At 70.5% G+C, this 18,316-nt stretch carries 19 protein-coding genes; 10 read left to right on the top strand and 9 right to left on the bottom strand.

Features of this window, described 5'->3' with window-relative positions; all coding sequences use genetic code 11:
* Positions 1–65 precede the first annotated feature (65 nt).
* From IE206_RS34975 to IE206_RS34985, 3 genes are all read right to left on the bottom strand, one after another.
* Entirely contained in the window at positions 66–272 is a 207-nt protein-coding gene (locus IE206_RS34975) for a hypothetical protein (RefSeq protein ID WP_189969475.1), read from the bottom strand.
* A 491-nt stretch (positions 273–763) separates the two neighbouring features.
* Entirely contained in the window at positions 764–1,231 is a 468-nt protein-coding gene (locus IE206_RS34980) for a hypothetical protein (protein ID WP_053724978.1), read from the bottom strand.
* A gap of 235 nt (positions 1,232–1,466) precedes the next feature.
* Entirely contained in the window at positions 1,467–2,405 is a 939-nt protein-coding gene (locus IE206_RS34985) for a hypothetical protein (protein ID WP_189969477.1), read from the bottom strand.
* A gap of 1,329 nt (positions 2,406–3,734) precedes the next feature.
* Between IE206_RS34985 and IE206_RS34990 the strand changes: the two genes are divergently transcribed.
* From IE206_RS34990 to IE206_RS35000, 3 genes are all read left to right on the top strand, one after another.
* Complete coding sequence (locus IE206_RS34990) at positions 3,735–4,103, top strand: hypothetical protein (RefSeq protein ID WP_189969479.1); 369 nt, start codon at positions 3,735–3,737, stop codon at positions 4,101–4,103.
* 1,164 nt (positions 4,104–5,267) lie between these two features.
* A complete protein-coding gene (locus tag IE206_RS42780; protein WP_229853291.1) occupies positions 5,268–5,849 on the top strand; it encodes a hypothetical protein in 582 nt (193 codons plus the stop codon).
* Between the two features lie 496 nt (positions 5,850–6,345).
* Positions 6,346–6,654, top strand: coding sequence for a hypothetical protein (locus tag IE206_RS35000; RefSeq protein WP_189969481.1), 309 nt, complete (start codon positions 6,346–6,348; stop codon positions 6,652–6,654).
* Positions 6,655–7,353: 699 nt separating this feature from the next.
* Here IE206_RS35000 and IE206_RS35005 read toward each other — a convergent pair.
* On the bottom strand, positions 7,354–7,575 hold the full coding sequence (locus IE206_RS35005) for a hypothetical protein (protein WP_189969483.1): 222 nt from the start codon (positions 7,573–7,575) through the stop codon (positions 7,354–7,356).
* 180 nt (positions 7,576–7,755) lie between these two features.
* Here IE206_RS35005 and IE206_RS35010 point away from each other — a divergent pair, with 180 nt between their 5' ends.
* Positions 7,756–8,298, top strand: coding sequence for a hypothetical protein (locus tag IE206_RS35010; protein ID WP_189969485.1), 543 nt, complete (start codon positions 7,756–7,758; stop codon positions 8,296–8,298).
* A gap of 1,484 nt (positions 8,299–9,782) precedes the next feature.
* The gene (locus IE206_RS35015; protein ID WP_189969487.1) at positions 9,783–10,367 is read left to right on the top strand and encodes a hypothetical protein; all 585 of its coding nucleotides are present in this window, start codon (positions 9,783–9,785) and stop codon (positions 10,365–10,367) included.
* A 227-nt stretch (positions 10,368–10,594) separates the two neighbouring features.
* Here IE206_RS35015 and IE206_RS35020 read toward each other — a convergent pair whose 3' ends face one another.
* The 3 genes from IE206_RS35020 to IE206_RS35030 all read right to left on the bottom strand — a co-directional run bounded on the left by IE206_RS35020 (position 10,595) and on the right by IE206_RS35030 (position 12,396).
* Positions 10,595–11,161 (bottom strand): hypothetical protein, encoded by a 567-nt coding sequence (locus tag IE206_RS35020; RefSeq protein ID WP_189969489.1) that lies wholly within the window; start codon positions 11,159–11,161, stop codon positions 10,595–10,597.
* A 57-nt stretch (positions 11,162–11,218) separates the two neighbouring features.
* Positions 11,219–11,590: a DUF6573 family protein gene (locus tag IE206_RS35025; protein ID WP_189969491.1), complete on the bottom strand. Its 372-nt coding sequence runs from the start codon at positions 11,588–11,590 to the stop codon at positions 11,219–11,221.
* A 344-nt stretch (positions 11,591–11,934) separates the two neighbouring features.
* A complete protein-coding gene (locus IE206_RS35030) occupies positions 11,935–12,396 on the bottom strand; it encodes a DUF5949 family protein (RefSeq protein ID WP_189969493.1) in 462 nt (153 codons plus the stop codon).
* A 333-nt stretch (positions 12,397–12,729) separates the two neighbouring features.
* On the opposite strand from IE206_RS35030, the gene IE206_RS35035 reads away from it, so the two are divergent.
* From IE206_RS35035 to IE206_RS35050, 4 genes are all read left to right on the top strand, one after another.
* Entirely contained in the window at positions 12,730–13,032 is a 303-nt protein-coding gene (locus IE206_RS35035; protein ID WP_189969660.1) for a hypothetical protein, read from the top strand.
* A 7-nt stretch (positions 13,033–13,039) separates the two neighbouring features.
* Entirely contained in the window at positions 13,040–13,480 is a 441-nt protein-coding gene (locus IE206_RS35040; RefSeq protein WP_189969496.1) for a hypothetical protein, read from the top strand.
* 87 nt (positions 13,481–13,567) lie between these two features.
* The gene (locus IE206_RS35045) at positions 13,568–13,981 is read left to right on the top strand and encodes a hypothetical protein (RefSeq protein ID WP_189969498.1); all 414 of its coding nucleotides are present in this window, start codon (positions 13,568–13,570) and stop codon (positions 13,979–13,981) included.
* Complete coding sequence (locus IE206_RS35050; RefSeq protein WP_189969500.1) at positions 13,969–14,691, top strand: hypothetical protein; 723 nt, start codon at positions 13,969–13,971, stop codon at positions 14,689–14,691. Before IE206_RS35045 ends, IE206_RS35050 begins: the two co-directional genes overlap by 13 nt.
* 226 nt (positions 14,692–14,917) lie before the next feature.
* On the opposite strand, the gene IE206_RS35055 is transcribed toward IE206_RS35050, so the two are convergent.
* Positions 14,918–15,763 carry a hypothetical protein gene (locus IE206_RS35055; protein WP_189969502.1) on the bottom strand — a complete coding sequence of 282 codons (846 nt, stop codon included), beginning with the start codon at positions 15,761–15,763 and terminating at the stop codon, positions 14,918–14,920.
* A gap of 1,598 nt (positions 15,764–17,361) precedes the next feature.
* On the opposite strand from IE206_RS35055, the gene IE206_RS35060 reads away from it, so the two are divergent.
* Positions 17,362–17,805, top strand: a complete 444-nt coding sequence (locus tag IE206_RS35060) for a hypothetical protein (RefSeq protein ID WP_189969504.1) — start codon at positions 17,362–17,364, stop codon at positions 17,803–17,805.
* A 147-nt stretch (positions 17,806–17,952) separates the two neighbouring features.
* Here the strand turns inward: IE206_RS35060 and IE206_RS35065 are convergent, their stop codons facing one another.
* The gene (locus tag IE206_RS35065; protein ID WP_189969506.1) at positions 17,953–18,228 is read right to left on the bottom strand and encodes a hypothetical protein; all 276 of its coding nucleotides are present in this window, start codon (positions 18,226–18,228) and stop codon (positions 17,953–17,955) included.
* Between the last annotated feature and the right edge of the window lie 88 nt (positions 18,229–18,316).

Genomic DNA, 18,316 nt, shown 5'->3' on the forward strand with positions numbered 1-18,316 from the left:
GCGACGCCGCCAGCCAGGAACGGAGCGCAGCACGCAGCGGAAGGGGCGGGGCGCAGCGCGATGGTTCAGCCGGTCTCGGCCCCCTCCGCGGCGACTTCCTCGGCGCCGAGCTCCTCGGCGGGCTCCTCCTGGTCCTCAGTGAGCGGCGGGTACTCGGCCAGGATCTGCTCGAGCACCCCGTAGAACGCGCCCGCCTGTACGCTGCCCGGACTCCCGAAGGCCTCCCGCTCGGCGGTCAGCAGCAGCCCGGCAGCCCGCACCGCGGCGGCCACGCCGCCGAACGAGTATCGCGGCGCCGACCAGCGAGCGCGGCGGGGAGCAGCGTTCCGGCCGAGGAGCAGCAGCAAGCGGCGGCACGGCCCCGGGCCGGATCGTCCTCCCCTCGCCAGCAGCCGGCCCCGCCCCGGTGCGGCGCAACTGGACTGCCGGCCCGCGGGGTTACGGGCGCGCCAACCGCAGCCGGTACCGGGCACAGCGAGGCGGGGCGTACTGCGCCGTCGACACGAGGAGCGCGGCAGTAGACGGCGGCCTCGGTGTACCGGGTGCCGGGTGTCACGCCGCACTGAAAACACCCAGGTCGGCAGAGGGACACCACGACTGCACACCAGCAGAACAGAGGCCCGGGGCGCGGGGCGGCGGCGGGTTTTCCAGGATCGGTCCTCGGCGGCGGCCGGACGGAACCGGCTACCGCTGGCCGCTCTTGGACGTTTCTGGACGCCGGCTGACGTCACCGTCCGGGGCCGTTCTCCAGCGGCGCAGCTTCTTACGTGGCGGCGTAGGCGATCGAGGCTGCCACCAGTCGTCCTCTCTCTGCCGCGGAGGTGAGTTGGCGCTGCTGCTCCAGTTCACCGCCGCAACGCGGCAGCCCCAGGTCGTCCGCGACGTACAGCACGACATAGCCCACCCGCTGCGCGAGGTACTCCCACCGTGCTGGAACCTCGCCCGGCAGCGTGAGCAGCGGTTCCTCCTCCCCGGGCATGTGCACCCGGATCACCTTGGTGGCACGGTGCAGGTGCAGCCGCCAGCCGTGAGCTTCACGGATCCGCATAGGGGTGCCCGCTTTGACCAGCGGCAGACCGGCCCTGAGCAGCACGGCCAGCAGTTTGGGCATCAGCGGCCCGGTGGGCCCGGGGCGCAGTTCACCGTGCGGGTTCTGGACGGCGTACCAGGCCAGTCTGTCCTGTGACATCCCGGCGGACCATGCCCTGCTCATCTCCTCGGTCGTGCTCATCCAAATGCCTCATCCTGTGGGTGGCTAGGAGGAACCCCGGAGTTCAACGACCGGACACCATCCTGGCTACGGCAGCGAGACGGAGCGCGCAGCAACGCCGCCGAACGAGTAAACGCGGCGCGCGGCGGGGAGCAGCGTTCCGGCCGAGGAGCAGCAGCAAGCGGCGGCACGGCCCCGGGCCGGGCGGCCGGCCGACAACAGCCGCCGCTCCACGGTCCGGTCCCGGGGCGGCAGTTCAGCCAGCTGCGGGCGCTACCGGCGCGTCCAGGTCCTGGGCCAGTGGCGGGTGTTCGGCGAGGATCTGCTCGAGCACCCCGTAGAACGCGCCGGCCCGCGCGCTGCGCGCACTCCCGAAGGCCTCCCGCTCGGTGGTCATCAGCAGCAGCCAGTGCGCGCCGGTCATCCGCATCCGCCCGGCAGCCCGTACCGCCGAGAGGACACGGCGCTGTTCCTTCGCCTTCAACGGCCCGCGCACCGGCGTCACCAGCTGGTGCGCGGGACCCCGCAACGCCTGCCGCAAGCGGATCGGCATGTCCGCCCACGACGGGTCGTCCTCCCCCGGCAGCAGCCGGCCCCGCGCGGCCCCCGCCTCCACCCGCACCGACGAGGCCGAGGCGGGCTCGGACGGGGCGTCATCGGCCGCCTGCACCTCCGCTTCCCTCGGCCCCGGCACGGCCGCGGCCCCTTCCACCACCGTGCCCTTCGGCGCCGCCGCACCGGACCCGGCACCTGGCCCGGCCCCGGAGACCAGGACGGACCCGTCGACGGACTCGGCTGCATGGCCGGGCACCGGAGCGGCCCCGGCAGAACCGGGCGCGGACACCACGCTCTTGGAGCTCCCCGCGACGGCCGGCGCCACGAAGTCGGCCACCACCTGCTCCAGGACCTCGAACACCCGCCGCGCCCGCTCACTGCGCGCACCGCCCAGCGACTCCCGCGGCGCGGCGAGCAGCACCAGCCAGTGCCGGCCGGTCATCCGCCGGTTCGCGGCAGCCCGCAACGCGTACCGCACCGGCGCGTTCCCCTTCTCCCTCAGCACCGCCTGCTCAGGGGACACCAGCCGCTGCGCGGCCGTCTGCAGCTGCGTCCGCAGATGCAACGGCACCGACTTCCACACCTCCTCGCCCGCCCCCGGAAGCAGCAACCCCCGCGCCGCGCCCGCCTCCACCCGCACCGGCCCAGCATCCTCACCACCCGCACCGCCGGGCCCGCCCGTACGGCCCTCGGTGGCGGGCCCGGGAGCAGCAGGCAGCTCCCCGGCAGGCGTCCGAGCCCCCTGGGCACCCCCCGCCGGCACCCCCACCCCGGCCAACTCAGCCCCACCCGGCCCGGGTTCGGCCGACTCGGGTTCGGCCCGGCCGCCGTCGCACCCACCGCGCATGTGAGCCGCCAGCCCCGCCGGCGCCCCCGCATACGCACACCCCGAACAACGCACCCAGCCCGCCCGATCGACCGCCTCCTGGACCACCGAACGCCCCGGCCCGAACCCCGACTCGACCAGCCGCTCCGGCAGGCTCACCCCGCCCTGCACCGCACGCAACGCCGCACCGGCCGTGATGTCGTGCCCCAGCACGAACCACCGGCCGATCCCCGCCTCACCACCACACCCGCAGAAACAATCCCCCGTCGGCACCAGCCGCTTCCGCTTTCCCGTCGTCTCCGTCACAAGCCCCGGACCCTAGCGGCCCCCAGAACCCCACATCAGCACGTCACGCCAGTCAGACCGGAACCGACCGAAACAGACCAGACCACGCGCACGCACGACCAGCACACACACCACCCACGCCACCACCCCGAGCCCTACCAACACACAGCAGACACACGCGACACCAGCCCCGCACACCAGCCCGGCACACCAGCCAACAAGACCAGCGCAACAGACCACCACACACGGCACACACGCATGCACAGCACGCCCCAACAGCGCGCTATAAGACCAAGACCAACCAGCACGCTGTAAGGACGAGCTGCAAGAGCAAGAGAAAGCAGCACGCAGAAGCAGCACGACCCGGCAGCGAGCAGAGCGACAGCGGACGACGACCCCGGCACCAGGCGCCGCACGGCGGACGACCCGACAGACGGCCCGGGCGACAGCGAGGACGCGCGCCGCGACGACGCGGACACGGCGCGCGGACGGCGGCGACGGGCAGACGGGGCGCACCGGCGACGACGGGGCGGCAGACGACGGGAGGCGGCTGACAACGACGAGCAGCGGGCCCAGCGGGGCGGCAGCAGACGGCGGGACGGCGGGACCGGGCAGGCGGTCGCGGCACGGGCGCGGAGCGTCAGCCGGCGGACGGCGGGCCGCGGGCGGCCGGCGGCGGCGAGGCCGCAGGCGGACGCGGAGGGGGGACGGAACGCGGGCAGGACCGGCGGGAGCGAACAGCCCGGCGGCGAGGCCGCGGAACAAACACCGGCCAGGGAGAAACACACCACGCCCGTGCCCGGGCGCGAGACACTTGCCCTCGCCCGCACATCACTCTTCGACAACCGGAAGCAGCCCGTGACGCCCTCAACCCCGGACGAGGAGCCACTCATGGTCAACGGCCAGACCCTGCGCGGCCACAGGAATATAACCGTGGAGTCCGGCCACGACATCGACCACGTCCTCCTCCAACTGAAAATCGCCCTGCGCACCGTCGCGTTCCGTGAACAAGGCCCCCAGGCCGCTCACGAAGCCCGCCGGAACTTCGGACTGCTCGCCGACACGCGCATGGACAACGTGACCCTCACCGTCGACGCCGACCGGTACCTCGCCCTCCACCCCGACCACCAGGAACTACACACACTGATTCGCACCCTCCGCGACCGCGGACCCGCTGTCGGCGTCACCCTCACCAACCCACCACCCGCACAAGCCCACCCCGCCTGAAACCACCAACCGAGCCCAACGTCGATATCGAGAGGGCACGCCGACCACAACGGGACGGCACGGCCGAAGACCTCGACCACGGCTGACGCGAAGGACACGGCCGGCAGCACGACGAACAGCACGGCACGGACGGCACGCGGGGACGGCCGGACGGCCACGACCGACACGGCCGCGACCGAGGGCGGGAAGCGAGCAGCAGCACCACGGCGGCCAGGCGGGCCCGGACAAAGCCAACGGCGAAGCAGCAGACGAGGCAGCGCGGAACGCGGCCAACCCGGCCGGCGGCGAAGGAGGGCGACGGGCGGAACGCGGAACGTCAGCGTCGGCCAGGAGGGACGCGGCAGGAGGGACAGACACCGGTGTTCGGCGAACGCCAGCGAACATCACCGAACGTTGCCGAACACCCTGGACAGCCGGCCAGGGCGCCGTACGACCAAGGGCCGCGACCACAGGGGCCGGGACAGCACAGCCGGAACGCCGGAACGGCGGAACGCGCTGACGGGCGTCGAGCGGGAGGGGCGCAGCCGGAGCGGACGGGCGCGACGACGGAGCGGCGGTGAGCCGGCGCGGCCGGGAACGGCCGGGACCGGCGCGGACGACGAGCAGCGGCGAGGAGCGGGGCCCAGACAAGGCGGACGGCGCCGGGCGAAGACGGACGGCGCCGGGACGGGGGCCAGGTGGCTGCGCGCGGAACGCTGCACGGCGAGAGGTAGCGGCCGCGGCGGGGCGACCGGGGGATGCGGGGCCCAGCGGACGGCGAGCAGCGGGCCTGGCGGGCACAGCGAGGCAGGAGCGAACAGCCCGGCGGCACCGACGGCCACAGGCGGCGGAGAGACCGCGTGCGGGGGCGGGCGCCGCGACGACGTGGCAGGCCGGACGGGCACGGCCGACGGCAGCGGACGACGGGCAGCGACGGCGGGGCGGAGCGGCCGGACACCGACGGCGGACGCGCCGACGCCGTGCCACCGTGACCACGCCGCCGCTGTGTCCTACCGTGGAACCGCACCACGGCCAGACGCGTACCGCCGTCCGCCGCCGCTCCGAGCGCCCACGCCGCCAGGGGCACAGTCGGCCAAGGTCCTCCGGGGCCCGCGAGAGCAGCAGACCGTCCCGGCCCGATTCGCCGGCGGGGAGCGTGGGATTACCGCCAGGCTGGAGTCGACCGTGCCCAAGAAGCAGCCCACCGCCGCACAGCGCGCCCGCGAGGTCGCGAGCCAGGGCGGCAAGTACACCCGGGCCCTCCGCACCGCCAAAGGCCCGGCCACCGAGGTCACCAGGTTGGACGACAGGTTCGGCGGCCACGAGTTCGAGTACGAGCAAGTGACCGATCTGTTCCGTTGTTCGGAATGCCGGGTCTACGAGGTGGCGGCCCGGGACACGGACGGACCGATCAAGACCTGCACGGGCCTGGTCGGCTACGGCGGCGACACCGAACGGGTCTACCTGCTGCTGACCGAGAACCCGGAACTGCCCTACAGCTACTCATCCACCCTGGCGGTGCACGCCCGCAGCACCGGTATCGGACGCGCACCGCGGTTCTCCTGGCGCGATGGGAAGCTGCTGATCGAATCGGCTCCCAGCGTCGTCGCCGAACTGACCCGCCGGATCGAACACCTGACGACCACCATCGACGGGCGGCAGGTCCCGCTGCTCACCTCGATCGACAACCTCACCGCAGCAGCTGGCCGGGCCGTCCTCGCCGAGAACTACGCGGCCTACGTCGCCGAGTACGGCCAGCCCGCATAGAAGCCGCCGGACAGCCCCGGCACGGACACGCGCCCAGGAAATGGTTCGGCCGAACCATCACCGACTTGCCGAACTTGCCCGACACCAGAGCACCCCGATCGACCTCCATGAAGCGCGTCGAACTCCAGATAACGCAGACGGCACAGCCGGAGACCACACACGCACCAGAACCGGACAGCCCGGCAGCAGGCGCGGCGGACCGGGCGGCAGCAGGCGCCGAGCGGGCCGGGCGCGGGCCGGGCGCGGGCCGGGCGCGGGCGGACGCGCGGGCGGACGCGGCGGGCCACGACCAGGCCGGTGGGCGCGGCGACAGAGCACCAGGGCGGCCAGGCGGGCCCGGCGGGGGCAGCCGAAGGCGGCGCCGAGGGGCCAGGCGCGCCGGGACGCCGCGGGCCGGGCCGGTGGGCGGGCGCGACGGAGCCGTGGGAGCGGGCGGGGCCCACCGGCGTCGGCACGAGGGGCCGCGGACGGGTGGGCCAGCCGCTACCGTGACCCGGTGAACACCCCCCACCACCGGCACCGGCCGGACCCGGCCCGGGACGCCGCCGAGCTGACCCACGAAGCCGCGGCCGCCCGCGTCCAGGACGCCAACCTCGCCCGGCTACGCCAAGAGGACAAGGACGCCGACCGGATCTTCCCGCCCGGGACCGCCTTCACCGACGCCCTCGTCGACGACGACGCCATGCGCCTCATCGGCATCGCCACCGAGGCCTACGGAGCGGCCAAACACGCCGCGGGCCGCATGGACCTGTTCCACCGGCTCTTCGAAAACACCGGCGACCACGACCTCCCCTGGAACGGATAGCCCTCCAGGCACACCGCACGCAGGCCTTCAGAGCAGCAAGCAGCAAGCGGCGAGGGAGGGCGGCGGGCAGAACGCGGGACGGCGCGGCGGGAGCGAGCAGGCGCGGCACGCGGGCCCAGCGGGACGTCGTACGGGGCCCGGAGCCGGCCGGCGCCGGGCGGCGGACCGCTGGGCCGGAAGCCACGGAGCCGGCGGGCAGCGACGCCGGACCGCACGGGACGGCAGGAAAGGCGTCGAGCGGCCGACGGCGAGACAGCGCCGCGACGGGAACCCGAAGCCGACCGGGCGCCAGGCAGCCAGGCCGGAACGGGGCGGCGGAGCAGCAGCAGACGAGGAAGCCCGGGGCAGCCGTGCATCCATTTGAGCGCCGCAACGCCGTAGGGCTCCCGGGGATCAGCCGGGAGCCCTACGGATGGTGCAATCCCGCTGCGCGGGTGTGCCGTGCATCCCGCATATGCGGGTAGGTCCAGGAGGCGCGCACGGCCGAACCGTCCTGAACCGGCCCCGGCCCCGCATGATCGCGAGTCCGGATGCCATGGCCACGAACCCGAGTGGGTCATGAGTCCGAATGGCGTTCATCCCCACCAGGTGGGGTGGTGACCATCCTGGCCGTCGACCCTGCCACGCCGTCGCTCGACACGCCCTTGCTCGGGCATCTCACCCAGTTGGCCCGCTGACACCGCACGCCCCCAAGCGCGGTCACAGGACGGTGCAGTGCAGAGCGCGGCGGTCGCCGGTCAGGGCGTAGCGGCGGGACGCGAGGCCGTGGTCGAGGGGGTCGCCTATCTGGTGGCAGAGCAGCGCGAGGCAGTCCGCGGCCTGATGGGCGTCCAGGTAGGCGGGAGCAACCTCCAGCATCAGCTCCCCTATGGCGTGCGCGGTCGCCGCGAGGACATCGACCACCCGCCGAGCCTTGGTCACAACGGGATCGGCCGCCGCTTCAGTCTGCGGCCCGGCGGCCGGTGCTGGCTCGCGCAGAAGTGTCCGCTCGAATCTCTCATCTCGTTGTCCTGCGTGAGCCTGCCGACCTGGATTGGTCCACGATGAACGGCCTGCCGGGGCGGTACAACGACGGACCGACCCGTACGGGACGATGTGGGAATGAGTCTCCGCCGCTTCCCCGCTCTCGCGCCCCAACAGATGATCAAGCGGGCTCACGACCACGCAAGCGCGTACGGGGCGAGCATCGGCCGTGACCGCAGTGTCAGTGACGACGCCCGCGCCGTCGTCAACTGGCTCCGCCACCAGTACACCGACTATGACCAAGACCCCACCGCAGAACGTCACCGCGATATCTGCAAAGCCATCGCCAACCGATTTCCCTGGCTCACCGAGGAGTGCGAACGCCAGGTTGCCAGGCGTCAGGAGCAGGACGAACAGGCGGCCAATGCGCTGGACCACCTTCAGACTCAAGAGGTGCAGGCACGGGAGGAGCGGCGAGAACTGGCTGCCGCTTCCCGGGAGGCTGTTGCACGGCTGCGCACGGGGCAACGAGTGCGGATCACCCGCCAGGGTCGGGTGTACGAAGGTCACTTGGAGAAGATCGGGCGGAGCAAAGTGACTGTGGCCTACAAGGTCATGACTGGTCGCGACCGGGACCGCACCGTGTCGCTCCACGCTGCCCTGGTGGACCCACTCGACTAGGACGGCTGGCCGCCCCGTCGCGCGCGGCCGCCGACAGCGGCTCGGCCCATCGCTTCACGCTGATCGGCCGGACGGGCTAGCTCAAGGAGACCTTGGACTACGACGGGGACCATCCGCAGCGGGAGGTGGGCGACCGGGTCGAGGTCATCAGTAATCCGGAGGGTGTCGTCCCGTTGGAGGCGGCTTCCGGCCGCCCGCACCGCGCTCACCGGGCGCCGGCTCCCGGGCTTCTTCAGCACCCCCCTGCGCCGGCGTCATCAGACGGTGCGCGGGCACCGCAGCCGCAGCCGCTCTCTCGCACTACATTCGTGACGTCCTATGCCACCATCCGCACAGCGAGCAGTGATATGCAGTGTTGGGCAGTTGGCGGCTCGCAGCAGCCAGCCGGGCAGCATCTCCTTCTGCCTGACCGGCAGAATGGTAGAGCACCTTGCCGCTGGGGCAGTTGTCCTTGCGCCTGGCCTCCTGCTGAGCCGAAGGAGAGTAGTCGGATCCCACGGCGCCCCGGCGCACTACGATCAACTCGGCATCGTCGGCCCTGGTGGCTCGCCATTCGAAGGCCAAGTAGTCAGGGTGCGCTTCAAGGCTCGCGAGTACACCGGCCATGTAGGCGGCGGGAGTCGAAGCAGGCGCGTCTCGTCGGTTGACGATCAGTCTCAGGGCGTAGGGCGCCTCAGCCAACTCCCTGCGCAGGGCGCGGGCGCACTGCGCGGGCCTGGCGCCCGGCCCGGGGTAAGCGTTCTGCACGCCGAGCGCGTTGCTAGCGATGAGGCGTATAGCCGCCTTCACGGCCGCTTCCCCATCCGGCCGCGTCTGCTGTCGCGTCATACCCGCTCCGTTCAGGGTCAGTTGGTACCGATCACTCATGCTTGCACACAGTCAGCCCCCGTTGGCGTCTCCTTAGGTACCTTCCGGCAAAGCACCCACCAGCCGCCGTCGGCGAAGCGCGGCAGCTGCGTCTCGTCGAGGTGGACAGACGGCCGAACGTAGTACTTGACGCGCAGCTCACCACAGCGGGCCCCGACTGGCCTACGGCGCCGCGTGAACGACCGTCACGGGCGACACCGCCGGGCGTCGGCCCCCGGCTGTGGCACCGTTACGCGGGAGACAGCTTCACCGTCGAGCGGCACTGGCTCGGCCGCTGAGAGGACCGCACTGCCGGCCGTCTACGCGGTGGACCCGCAGCTGACCCGGACCAGCACGGAACCCTCCGACCGCAACCGCACCTGACCGACCCGGAAAAGATGGAGACTCCGACCGCAGCGCGTGCAGGAAAGGGCCCTCACGGGCGGAGCGCACCTGGCATCCTGGGGGCAGCCGGGCAGCCCCGGCCCTTCTGCCCCGCGCACGCGGGGATGGCTCCCGTTAGGAGCACTGCTCTTCTGCTTCCCGCGCGAGCGGGGATGGCGTCACCAGGCGAACGCACCGGCCTCCGTGTGCGGCCTGGACGCGTACCCATCCCCTCGCAGCCAGGAAGGCCCGCCGTGCCCGAAGAGACCACCCTGCCCAGCTCGCCCAGCCCTCTCGACCAGACTGTGGCCGCGCTCGCCGCGGCATACCCCGGCCTGCGGCAGACCGAACCGTCGAAGTTCGGCGCGCCCCTCGCCGACGTGCGGCTCACCCCGCAGCGCACCGCCCGCTTCGCATGGGCCGGCTACGAGGTGCAGGTGTCCGTCGGCCACGAGGACCACCTCGACCGCGACGCCCCGGACAGCACCGCTCTGTATCGGGAGGTCCGCGCTCACGCCACCCTGCTCGTCCCCCAGACCGTCCAGGTGGACGGCATCGGGCACGTCGAGTGGGAGATGACCAACTCCCGGTCGGAGATGGGGTTCCCCGCCGCGTTTGCCGTGGCGGCCGCGGACCAGCACGACCCGCGGTTCGCCGCCGCCGTCCTGTCGACCGTGGCCAAGGCCCTCGCGTACGCCCGCCTGGCCACCAAGCATGCGGTCGTCCAGGCGGAGAAAGCCGCCGACGAGGTCCGGTGGGAGAGCGAACGCCCGGCGGGGGTCAGCCCGCGCAAGTGGCTCCGGGACAAGCGGGCGCAGCGGGACGCGGCAACGTCATAATCCTCCGGAGGCCGCCATCCCCCGCCCGCCCACCGGCGAACGGGTAGGTGCGCCAGACCAGACCAGCCGCCCCGGGCGGACCAACGGACGCACAGCGACCGACGAAGCGGGACGGCGCCGGACGACGGGCAGCCGGGCGACACGGGGCGGGGCGGGGCGCAGCGAACGGACGCCGGACGAGGCGCGGAGGCGGACCGAGCGCCATTTCGAGTTGTCGTCGGACTCGGCTACAGATCAACACCGAGGTTTCGCAGCTGCCGTCGGGCAGCGTTGACGCGTCGCTGTGCGGCCTTCAGTTCCCCGTCGACGGTGCGCAGCACGTCGCGCACGGCGTGGAGCTTCTCACCCATCTGCTCCCGTGAGGGCTCGCCCGTGTCCGGGGCTGCCATGGTGAGTATCGTCTGCGCGCCGGTGAGCATGTGCTGGAGGACCGTGGCCGGCAGAACTCCGTCGGCGGCGTCATCGAGGCGGGTGGCGTCCACGTCCACCAGCGTGCGGGTGATGCGGGAGCGCAGCAGGTACGGCCAGAGCACCGAGGACGGCACGGTCTCGGCTGCCGCCTCATCGCTGAACGGGTCTACGCCCAGTGCGGCATCCATGGCCAGGACGAAGGCCTCGCGCATCTCCTCGACTTCGACACGGTCAGCTGCGGCCGCCGACGACTCCGCCCAGAACAGCAGCGCCCCCAGGGCCGCCGCCCGTGGCAGCACCTCAGGCTCCGGCACCCCCAGCGCATGCAGACAAGCCCTGATCTGGTCGGTGCTCAACACCGGGACCGGCACATCGGCGCTCACGGCAACAGCCCTACTTTCCTCCCGCACCGGATCCGCAGGGCGGGCAGATGCCCGCGTTCACATCTCCCCGGGAAGCATCATGGTCAGCACGGGCTCGCCCGTATCGCCGGGCTCGGTGATGGCGATGAGCCGGTCCGCGCCGATGGGCTCCCGGCCGCAGGGCAACTCCCCCGCAGGCACCACGAAACACACCTCGCCCACCGGTGCCTGCTCAACAGCCCGTGCCACCGCGGACAGCACCGCCCGCAGCCGGTCGTCCTCACCGCCGTCGCCAGTCACGAACTCCTGCCGCACCCCCACGGTAATGATCACTGGCATCTTCAAGCCGGCGGCCGACGACACCACCGGCGGGATCGCGATGAAGGTGCCATCCGCAAAGAACTCCGCCCGCGTGAAGGAGGCGACCACGGGCCCGTACTCATCGTCCATGCCACACAACCCCCGGATCGCTCCGCTTCCGCCTTGTCGTTCTATCCCTTGAGCCTGCCGCCTACCGCCCATGAACACCGTCCCTCGAACGAGTGAGTACAGCAGAGCGCCGCACAGCTGATGGTGGAGCCCGGGGCGACAGCGAGCACGGCAGCAACGGGGCGCGAGACCGCCCCTTTCCAAAGAGACCGGGCGGACGCCGGGCAGCGCGCGACGGCGAAGCCACGGGCGGGCGACGCCGCCGAGCCGGGGGCGCGCAGCCCAGCGAGGAGAGCAGCCGCGGCGAAGCCCGCAGCGGCCGCGGGGCGGGCTGCCGAAGGCCTCCCGCTCGCGAGCCCGGCGGGTCAGCCGGCAGCAGTGACAGGAACGAGGAGGGACGCGGTCGCGTCGATGGTGCGCGACTCCTTGAAGAATGCGGAGAGCGCGGTGTCACTGCGGTCAGCGGCCGTGTAGATCCGGGACGTAATGCCCAGGAACACCTGCCGTCGGGCACAGGCGACATCGGCCCATTCCTGGGACGTCGGCCGGACGGGAGTGACACCGGGCAGGCCCGTGACGGTGGCCTGGATACCCTCGACCATCACAGTGACGGGCGTGCCATCGATGACAGGGTCCACGGCCAAGACGCCCTCACGCATCCCCCATGCCTGCAGCACCTCACGGAGAGCTCCTTGAGCACTCCGAGGGGAAGCGACGCCGTCCCCCAGGCCGTACAGCATCAGAAAAGCGAAGTCCTTGCCGTCCCCGGGGTGCTCACCGAGCCAACCAGTCGACGAAAGGGTGCCGAACACGCTCTGTCCACTCATACTCGCCAGCCTATGGCGACGACGGCCGGCGACGGAACCGAAGCACAGAGATGAGCGACGGCCGGCACCAGACGGCCAGACGGACGGCAGCGGGGAGGCTGAAGACCGCCCTGCGGAACGGGACAGCATCTTCGCGCTTCTGCCCTCTGTACTGGGAAAACGTCGCAGGGTTGGAGTCAACGTCGGTCGCGGCGGGCGGCGTTGGCGGCTCGCGCCCTGGGGCCCGCGTCGGACCCGCCGGGCGCCGCACGCCCCCAATGGACCCGGATCTTTCTCATCATGATTCTTAGTCAAACTCCTTGTAGTACAACCTAGTTCAGCTACCTTGGTTCTATGGCAAGGAACCTCCCCCGACTGATCCCGACGGGCAAGTGCTTCTGCGGCTGCGGCAACGACGTCGGCCTCGGCTCGTTCTTCGCTCGCGGTCACGACAAGGTCGCCGAAGCGGCACTGATCGCCGTCGAGTACGGCGGGTCCGTCGCGCAGATGCTCCACGCGAAGGGCTTCAGCCCCAGCCACTCCGTCGTCCACAAGGCTGTCGGAGACGCGGGCTGGGAGTACTGCGAGCCCTGCGACTACTACGGCGCCCCCGCCAGCATGCGCAACCACGAGAAGAAGGCCCACAGGGAGAAGTGAGGGCACGATGCTCTACGAGCAGAACGATGAAGTCGACGAGATCTTGGCTCGGTACGCCCGCCCGCTCGACCCGGAGAACTGCACTGAGGATGACCTGGCTCAGTTGCTCGGCCGGAACTGGCGGGACGCGGTCAACATCATTCGGCAGGCCGCTGACCTGACCTACGAGCAGGCAGAGAAGATCATCAAATGCGGACGTGACGCGAACTGGGAACTCGACCTGGAGCAGGCCCACAACACGCTCTCCCGAACGGGGCTTGCCGACTGGGATGTTGCCTGCGATGCGCAGGACGACGCGGGGGGCATTGATCGGCGCTGGGGGCAGTTCGATGACTTCAATGCGGTGTATGACGCGTTCATCTGCGCAAGCACGGCCGCCATGGCGGGAGACGCCATCCCCGAGCGGATGCATCGCGACCTGATGTACACCTGGCGCAGCGCGTTCTGAATGCACAGCACTGACGGGAAGGCTGGCGAAGGCGCCCCCCGCCAGCATGCGCAACCACGAGAAGAAGGCCCACAAGGAGCGCTGATCATGGACGACCTCCACGAGTACACCAACGAGTTACAGGTCCGCCTGACCATCCACCCGGCCTACCTCGCGGGGAAGATGGAGCTAGAGCTTCGCCGGGTCAGCTACGCCGACGATGTCGCAGGCGAGTACGAAGAGGTCGAAGACGGCGAAATCCTCCGCGAGGAACTGAACGCCCCGGCCGGACTCACCCCGGACGCCATCCGGGCGGGCCAGGCCGAAGTTCGGGCGGTCCTGCGCGAGATCGGGCTCCAGCCCTGGGACGACGACTGGAAGCAGGAGGGGGAGTACGCGCTCTACAACGACGTCAAGCCCCTTGAAGGCCGGCCACTGGTTAGTCGGGCAGCACCTCACGTGGCGAACCAGCCAGGCCACCACGCGGACAAACGGACAAAGGGGCAGACGTGCACCAGCTGAGGACATACCGAGTTTGTGCCGCCTTCGAGGTGCCGCGCGGCGTCGCCGACGCCGAAGTCAGGGGAACGATCCAGTACTCGGTTCTTGGGCACGAGCTGTTCAACATGCGCTCCCTGACGGTTGAGGAGCCGTGGGATGAGGAACCCTGGGAGGCTAGCGATGACGAGTTGACCATCGCTCACACCTGGGCTCGGATCGACGCTCCGGCCAGCATGTCCCGGGGTGGCCTCCGCCAGGCATTAAAGGAGCTGTACCAGGGCTTCAAGTATCCGCTCGTTGAGCGGAGCATGACCATCGAGGAGCGGCCTGACACGGTCGACGCCATCATCGACGCCCGCGAGTTCCGCCGCGGTGGCGATGAAGAGGGCGCGGAGCCCGGCGCCGACCAGGCGGCGCTGCACACCGTGCGCTTCTGGTGGTGCAGCACGCCTGCCGAGGGAGAGGCGCGGACGTCCGCGCCCAAGGAGGGCACGTTCCTCGCGAAGTTCCATTCCCGCGGCGCGATCGCGCTGCCGGCCGTGGGTGACACGGTCTCGCTGTTCGCCCACCGAGTGAAAGTCATCGGGCGGACCCTCGGCTACGAATACAGCGACGCCTACGAATACAGCGATGAACACGAGGACCACGACCGAACCGAAGTCAACATCGACATCTACGTGGAGCTGCCCCTCGTGCGGCCCTTCACACCTCGATCCGTCAGCAGCGCCTAACGCCGTGTGACTGTGGGGCCACACTGGAGCCCGCCCGCCCAGAGGCTGCGGGCAGGCGGGGACGCGGCAGCGCCGGGACGGCCGGCAGCGCGGGAGCGGAGACGGACGCACCGGAGGCAACGCGGACGCCCTGACCGACAACAACGCCATGCGCCAGATAGGCATCGCCACGGAAGCCTACGGAGCAGCCAAACACGCCGCAGGCCGCATGGACCTCTTCTACCGACTATTCAACGGCACCGACGAAAACACCCTCCCCTGGACCACCACGTAGCCACCCACCAACAGGAGGTGCTGCAGAGCGGTGTTCTTCGAAGAAGAGGGCCAGTTCGGCAGTGATGTCGTCGTAGTCCAGGAGAGCGCAGCGTCGGCGCAGGCTTCGGACGCTATGCCTACCTGGCCTCGTCCGGATACCCACGGCCTGGTCAGCGTGAGCGATAGCGTCATGCTCGCGGCGGGTCCACCGCATATCGAGTCTCTGGATCTCTTGTGCCGGGAACAGGTCGAGTAGGGCGCGGAAGTTCGGACTGAGATGGACCCCCCTATCGTCAAACCTCCGCTGCAGGTACGTCTGCATGTCCAGGAAGTCGCTGTGGACAACAGGGCTCTCCTCTCCGGACATCCGTGCCCATGCGTGGGCGAGCAGCGCACCCGTGGCCTCGCCTTCGGAGGTGTTCGCGCATTTCAAGGGCACGACGATGACGGGGGTCAGGTTCAGGGGGAGGCTTGTGTAGCGGTAGAACGCGACAGCCCCGTCTTCCGGCAGGCGGTAGCCGAAGTCCGAGATCCAGGCGCCGTGTTGAGGTTCGTCGTGCTTCCTCTGGTTGGCCCCACCCAGGACTGTTGTCCGCCTCGTAGTGGCCCACGTGCTGGTGAGTTCTTCGGTTTCCGTTGTTGGGATGTCCCAGGGGGCGGGTGTGTTGTCTTCGGTCAAGTCAGCTTGCCGCAGGGCGTGCAGTATCGGTTCGAGGACTGTGGCGGGATGCGGGGGCAGCGGGCTGGCCTGGGGGGTCTCACGGTGAAGACGCAGTAACTCCAAAACCTCCTCGGGGGCCAGGATCTGGGTCAGCACCCCAGGCGCGACATGCAGCAGTCCAAGAAGGGCACCGACGGCAGCGCTGGTGAGCGGGGTCGTCTGATCACATGCAGGCCAGCGGGCTGAGATGGTCTTGCGATTACCCTTGGGCGTCACCCAACGTCCGTCGTGGAACCTCTGGTTGGTGCGCCGGCACGTGGCGTAGCCCCAGCCGTCGTGCAGCAGGCCCTTGACCCGGATTACGCAGCGTTCCTCAGCCGTGCCTGGCTCAGGGTGCAGGGCGCCAGCTTCGAGCAGCCTGCGGCGGATAGCGGAGGGCGAGACCCGGGTGCCGTTCCCGGAAAGGCGTTCGGCGATGCCTGCCAGCGAGATCCCGGCACTGCGCAGCGATGGCCGTGGTCAGTTCGAAGGGACTCTGCGCGGTGGCGGTCATGGCGAAAGCCTAGTGTCAGCGCTGCATCTCCACCCTGGAGATGCCCCCATCCATGCAGGGTGCGTAAGAGCGAACACCCGGGTCCTGCGACGCGGGACCCGCTTGCTCGATCCGCAGCCGACCTGGCCGGGAGCGACGCAGCGGGAGGAGCGGACACCGGTGCTCGGCGAACACCAGCGAACATCACCGAAGGCTGCCGAACGCCCCGGGCAGCCTGCCGTACGCGCCGTACGACCACGGAGCCCGGCCCACCTCCCGGCCGGCGGCGGGGAAGCTGAAGACCGCCCTGCGGGACGGGACAGCATCTTCACGTTTCCGTCTTCTGCACTGGGAAAACATCGCAGCGTTGGAGTCGACGCCGGCCGCGACAGGCGACGTTGACAGCTCACGCCCCAGACCCGCCGGACGCACCAACTCTCGTACGGAGCCCCCCCCGATGCCCACTCCCCCGCCCGCACCCACGTCCACTCCCGAACCGGACGCCCCGCGCGCACCTCGCCCACCCGGCCCGCGCACCGAAACCCAGCCGCCCCGGCCCTGGACGCCACCCGGCTAAGGCCCGACTCCTGGATTTCGCCAACAGGAGCCGGGCCAACCACATGCGCACCGTGCTGCAACACACCTGTGCACTGTCGTGATCCTCTTTCGCGTGGAAGTGGAGTCCGCAGCCGTCAAAGGAGAGCACCCCCAGACCATGCCCGCGCAATGACAACCCGAGCAACACACAGCGGGATACGCCTGCATCAACTCCCCTCACGCAGACGACCGAAACCCCAACCGACAGCAACAAACACCAGGTCGCAACCAACCCACCCAACTACAGAACACCAAGCACCGACCAAACCAACCGGGACACCACCGCACCAACCCACCCAGCACCCGCGCGCCACGCGGAATGACTCCCCGCCGTGCACAGCCAGGGCGACGGGCCGGGCACACCGCACGGCCGCGCGCCGAGCAGCAGGCGGGCACCACCGGACGCGAGGGGGCAGATCGGCCGGAATGTCGTCAGTTAGGCCGCCCGGAGCAGGGTCTGCTTGACTCGGCTGGAGCGGACGAGTTCGGCGCCTCCCCTGCGCCCTGATTCTCTACACCGCGTCCCGTCCCCGGCCTCCACGGCGCTGCGCCATCAAGGTGAAGGTGGCGCGCCCTGCGGCTCAGTCTCATGCACTCGGCCATCCAACGGGATAGCGATACGAGCATGGACCTCAACGACGCCATTGATCGCGCAGAGTTGCACGGAGAGGTGGCCCGCCGGTTCGGGAACCCGCTTACCCCGGGTCGACGCCCGCGAGTGGATGCCTACCTAGCTGGCGCTTGGTCTTTGCTCGAAACCGCGATGAAGACGTATGACCCGGCCAACACCCAAGGACTGCTCCAGGCGGCGGCGGAAGCCCACCGCCGGTACACCGCACCAGGGGCCTTGAGGACCGCCGGCTTCCTGAACTTCCTCTTCCGGGAGCTAATCCCGGACAAGCAGTTCGACATCGACCTGGCGCTTCCCCCGAAGGTGGAATGGGCCGCTCGTGTCGTGGAGTGCGTGCGGGCCGGGCTGGGCGACAAGGAATTCTCACGGCTGATCGAAGGCATCAACAACATCCTGGTAGACCTGGCCAACGAGCCTGAGCCGGAAAGTGTGAGCTGACTCCGACCCTCCACTCACGGCGACGCAGCCGGCAGCGCGGCAGCGGAGGCGATGCGGACATACGCGGCGCCGGTCCTCTCCGGCGGCGGGCCGACGACGCCGTGGGGTCCGGCAGTTCGCTGCAAGACCCCACACCGGGGGCGAGTCTCAGGCCGCTCGTGGCAGGTCGGGAGCAGTCGGCGCATGCTGCTCCTGCCTCACCGCGCAGGTGACCTCCCAGGCCAGCTCGTACAACTCGGCGGCCGACCTGGCTCGATCAGGCGTGTAGTAGCCCATGCCCACCGGTGAGGAGCCGCGCTCCTGAGCCAGTTGAGCAAGTGCCGCATCCGCCTGCCGCACAAGCAGCCCCGGCAGGCTCGAGGTACGCCGCCGCTCCGCATCCCTGTAGCAGCTGGCCCGCTCTAGCAGACCCTGGCCAGCCACGGCGCCACACCCTTCCCCATCGACGTCCCGACCCGGTCACGAACTTCCTCGTCAATGTCGTCCGGTACGACGTTCTGCAGGTTCGCGG

The organism is Streptomyces violascens (genome assembly GCF_014649955.1).
GTDB lineage: Bacteria > Actinomycetota > Actinomycetes > Streptomycetales > Streptomycetaceae > Streptomyces > Streptomyces violascens.